This window comes from Bradyrhizobium genomosp. III (assembly GCF_000261705.1).
Classification (GTDB): Bacteria; Pseudomonadota; Alphaproteobacteria; order Rhizobiales; family Xanthobacteraceae; genus Bradyrhizobium; species Bradyrhizobium ottawaense.
Genome location: NZ_AJQF01000231.1, coordinates 1 through 3533, shown reverse-complemented (window position 1 = coordinate 3533; position 3533 = coordinate 1). Strand labels below are relative to the sequence as shown.

The 3533-nt window shown below is 65.8% G+C and carries 4 protein-coding genes and 1 pseudogene; 3 read left to right on the top strand and 2 right to left on the bottom strand.

The features are described 5' to 3' along the window. Nucleotides 1-144: 144 nt before the first annotated feature. Together IC66_RS0120130 and IC66_RS0120125 are read right to left on the bottom strand one after the other, a co-directional pair. The gene (locus IC66_RS0120130) at nucleotides 145-1143 is read right to left on the bottom strand and encodes a Bug family tripartite tricarboxylate transporter substrate binding protein (RefSeq protein WP_028141387.1); all 999 of its coding nucleotides are present in this window, start codon (nucleotides 1141-1143) and stop codon (nucleotides 145-147) included. A 216-nt stretch (nucleotides 1144-1359) separates the two neighbouring features. Next, nucleotides 1360-1845 carry an outer membrane protein assembly factor BamE gene (locus IC66_RS0120125; RefSeq protein ID WP_038948793.1) on the bottom strand — a complete coding sequence of 162 codons (486 nt, stop codon included), beginning with the start codon at nucleotides 1843-1845 and terminating at the stop codon, nucleotides 1360-1362. A 98-nt stretch (nucleotides 1846-1943) separates the two neighbouring features. Here IC66_RS0120125 and IC66_RS0120120 point away from each other — a divergent pair, with 98 nt between their 5' ends. The 3 genes and pseudogenes from IC66_RS0120120 to IC66_RS42600 all read left to right on the top strand — a co-directional run. After that, nucleotides 1944-2492: a ubiquinol-cytochrome C chaperone family protein gene (locus IC66_RS0120120; protein ID WP_038948792.1), complete on the top strand. Its 549-nt coding sequence runs from the start codon at nucleotides 1944-1946 to the stop codon at nucleotides 2490-2492. Continuing rightward, entirely contained in the window at nucleotides 2489-3052 is a 564-nt protein-coding gene (locus IC66_RS0120115) for a YceD family protein (RefSeq protein ID WP_038948791.1), read from the top strand. Before IC66_RS0120120 ends, IC66_RS0120115 begins: the two co-directional genes overlap by 4 nt. Nucleotides 3053-3351: 299 nt before the next feature. Further along, nucleotides 3352-3533 (top strand): annotated as a pseudogene (locus IC66_RS42600) (phosphate acyltransferase PlsX); the annotation flags it as partial.

The following is a 3533-nucleotide window of genomic DNA, read 5'->3' as shown; positions in this document are numbered from 1 at the left end:
GGGCGGAGCCGCGAGGCTTCCCCCTATCCCGATTGTCGTGACAGTGCGTAGGGCGGATTAGCGAAGCGTAATCCGCCGCCGCCCAAACTGCATCGAAGGCGGATTACGCTTTCGCTAATCCGCCCTACAGATCGCGGCCGTGCGTCACTGCACGTCCATCTGCAGTCCTTCCTTCTGGATGATGCCGGCGAACTTCTTCGTCTCGGCATCCACGAAGGCGGCGAACTGCTCGGGCGTGCCGTAATCGGCGCGCGCGCCCATGGCGGCGATCTGCTTCTTGATGTCGTCGCGCTCCAGCATCGCCTTGACCTGGAGATTGAGCGCGCTCAGCACCTCGGGCGAGACGCCCTTCGGCAGGAAGACCGAGAACCATGACGAGACGTCGAAATTCGCCAGCTCCGGTGCGCTCTCGCGCATGGTCGGCAGGTCCTTCGCAAGGTCGCTGCGCTCGGTGGTGGTGACGCAGAGGCCGTTGAGCGTGCCGTTCTGCACCTGCGGCAGGCTCGGATAGAGATTGTCGAACAGGATCTGGATGTCGCCCGCCAGTGCGGCTTGAAGCGCGGGGCCCGCACCGCGGAACGGGATGTGCGTCATCTTGAGGCCGGTGAGCTGGAGGAACCAGGCGCCGGTGAGGTGAGGGCTCTGGCCGACGCCGGAGGAGGCGTAGCTGAGCTTGTCCGGATTGGCCTTGAGATAGGCGATCAGCTCGGCGACCGACTTGATGCCGGTCTTCGGATGCGCCGACACGATGTTCGGGATCCGGATCATGTTGGAGACCGGCTGGAGCTGGTCCGGCTTGTAGGTCAGATTCTTGAAGATGCTGTAGGCGATCGCGTTCGGACCGGGATTGCCGACCAGGATGGTGTGGCCGTCGGGCTTGGCACGAACCACCTCGGCGGTGCCGATCGTGCCGCCGCCGCCCGAGCGGTTTTCCACGACAGCGGACTGGCCCCAGGCGGTTTGCAGATGCGCGGCCAGGAGCCGGCCCAACACGTCGGTCGAGCCGCCGGCCGCAGCCGGCACGACGAGGCGGACGTTTTCGGTCGGCTTCCAGTCCGCAAGGCTCGATCGCGGCAGGATCGCTGCGGCCGAAAGGCCGGCCATTCCGGTGAGCACGCGACGTCGGGACAAAGTCTTAGGCACGAATCCACTCCCTGCTTTCTTTGCAGGGAGGGTAGGAAACCGCAGGTGCGACGGCAAGTCGCGCGCGGCGGTCAGTGCCGCGTGGACGGCGGCACGACGCCGCAGGCGAGGGCCATATACCTTCCGGCGGAATTGGAAGGCGTTCTGGGTGCTTGTCTTGAAGCGTTTTCCTGATGCGAGCCGGTCCCCGGCTTCACCCGAAAACGCTTCGGGGACTCAGTTGAAGCTGAGCAGCTTGAACAGCGGCGTGAGGTAGCTCATCTCCTGGCCCGACGTCGGCGTGGTGCGGCTGATGAAGTCGAAGATCTTGCCGTCCTGCAGACCGTAATTCGCGAGACGCCGCACGCGCCGGTTCTTGTCGAAATAGATCGCGATGACGCGCTGATCGACCACCTTCTGGTTCATGAAGGCGACCATGCGCTCCGAGCGCTGCGAGATGTAGTAGAACACCTCGCCGTCGAGGGTCGCGACCGTGGAGGGCGTGCCCATCACGATCAGCACCTGGTCCTGGCTCGCGCCGATCGGAATCTGCTCCAGCGCGCCGGGCGGCAGGATGTAACCCTTCTGGAATTGCTCGCCGGTGCAGCCCGTGAGCGCGGCGCCGACCAGGGCGACGGCGGCGAGCATGCGCAAGCCGCGCCAGCGAGCATGAAGGCCGCGCCGCTTGTCCGCGTGCAGGCTGATCTGGTTCGTTGTCGTCATAGCGGAACTGATTCCGTCCCCTTGCGTCGCGCGAGGCGCTGAAGTACCGGGCTGGGCGTCTGAATGCAACTCGCGCGCGCCCGCTTGCGGAAATCACAATGCTTTGGCCGTTCAATCACTTCAGGAAACCCCGGCTAACCCCGTCGGGCACCATTGAAGCCATCTATGGCATGATCGTGACGCAGGCGCGAGAACCCATATTTTACCGCGACTTGGGCGTGCCCGATACGGTTAACGGGCGTTTCGACCTGTTGCTGCTGCATCTGTGGCTGCTGCTGCGGCGCCTGCGCACGGTTCAGGGCGCCACCGAGCTGTCGCAGGCGCTGTTCGATCGCTTCTGCGAGGACATGGACGACAATCTGCGCGAGATGGGGGTGGGCGACCAGACCGTGCCGAAGCGGATGCGGGCCTTCGGCGAGGCGTTTTACGGCCGCGTCCAGGCCTATGACCAGGCCATCGAGGCCGGCGAGGCCCTGGCAGAGGCGATCCGCAAGAATATCTTGAACGGGACCGACCTGGACCAGGCGAGGCGGCTTGCGGCCTATGCGCGGGTCACCGAGGCCGATCTCGGCCGGGCCGACGAGGCCGCGCTGCTGCGCGCCTCCTTCAGGTTTCCTCCAGCGCTTCCCGAGGGCGACAAGCCATGAGCCGACCAAATACCGAGCCAGATCCCTGGCGGGTCCCGATCATCGTTGCGCAAATCCCCGACACCGGCCTGCACCGCAAGCTCGAGGCCTCGGCCGCCGAGCGGCAGGCGATGGCCGGGCTTGCGGGCCTCCGCGAAGTCCTGTCGGCCGAGGCCGAGTTCGACGTGGTGCCCAGGAGCGGCGGCCGGATCCAGGTGACCGGCAGCGTCCGGGCCCGAATCGGCCAGACCTGCGTGGTCACGCTCGATCCGATCGAAAGCGAGATCGAGGAGGAGGTGGACCTGATGTTCGCCCCCGAGGCCGAGGCGCGGCGTCTCGCCGACCTGATCGCGGAGGGGCAGGACGAGGAGGCACCGTCTGAGGTCGCCGACCCGCCCGAGGCGATCGTGGGTGGCATCATCGACCTCGGCCGGCTCGCCACCGACGCCCTGTTCCTGGCGATCGATCCCTATCCGCGCAAGGAGGGGGTCGTGTTCGAGGCGGAGGTCACCGCCCCCGACCCGGAGGACCATCCATTCGCAGCCCTGAAGGCGCTCACGGACAACAAGAAGGGCCGATAGCCGGGCATTTCCCCGCGGGATCGTCTTGCGGGGGTGCGTCAGGCATTTGCCGGGATGGTTTCAAAGCGCTCTTTATCTGACTGATTTCAGTGTGTTTCTTGCAAATTTCGCGGTTCGCGGCCGGATCGCCCCGGATGCAAAAGCCTGGGGGCAAGAGGTTGTTTCGGGGTAACAAAACGCTATTGTCGCGCCCCGGCCCGGGTGCGGCGTGGCGCTTGGCCGGCCGCCATGTCCGTGGCGAACTCATTTTGCGGTCCCGCTGATCCAAGACCGCACCAGACCAGGTTTCCAGGACTTTTATGCCAAGCAAGGTTCGCATCGCGCTGGACGCCATGGGGGGCGACGCCGGCGCCGCCGTGGTCATTCCCGGCGCCGCCATCTCGCTTCAGAGGCATCGCGAGACCGAGTTCCTGCTGGTCGGGGACCGTGCCAGGATCGAGCCCGAGCTCGAGAAGCATCCGGCCCTCAAGGCCGCTTCGAA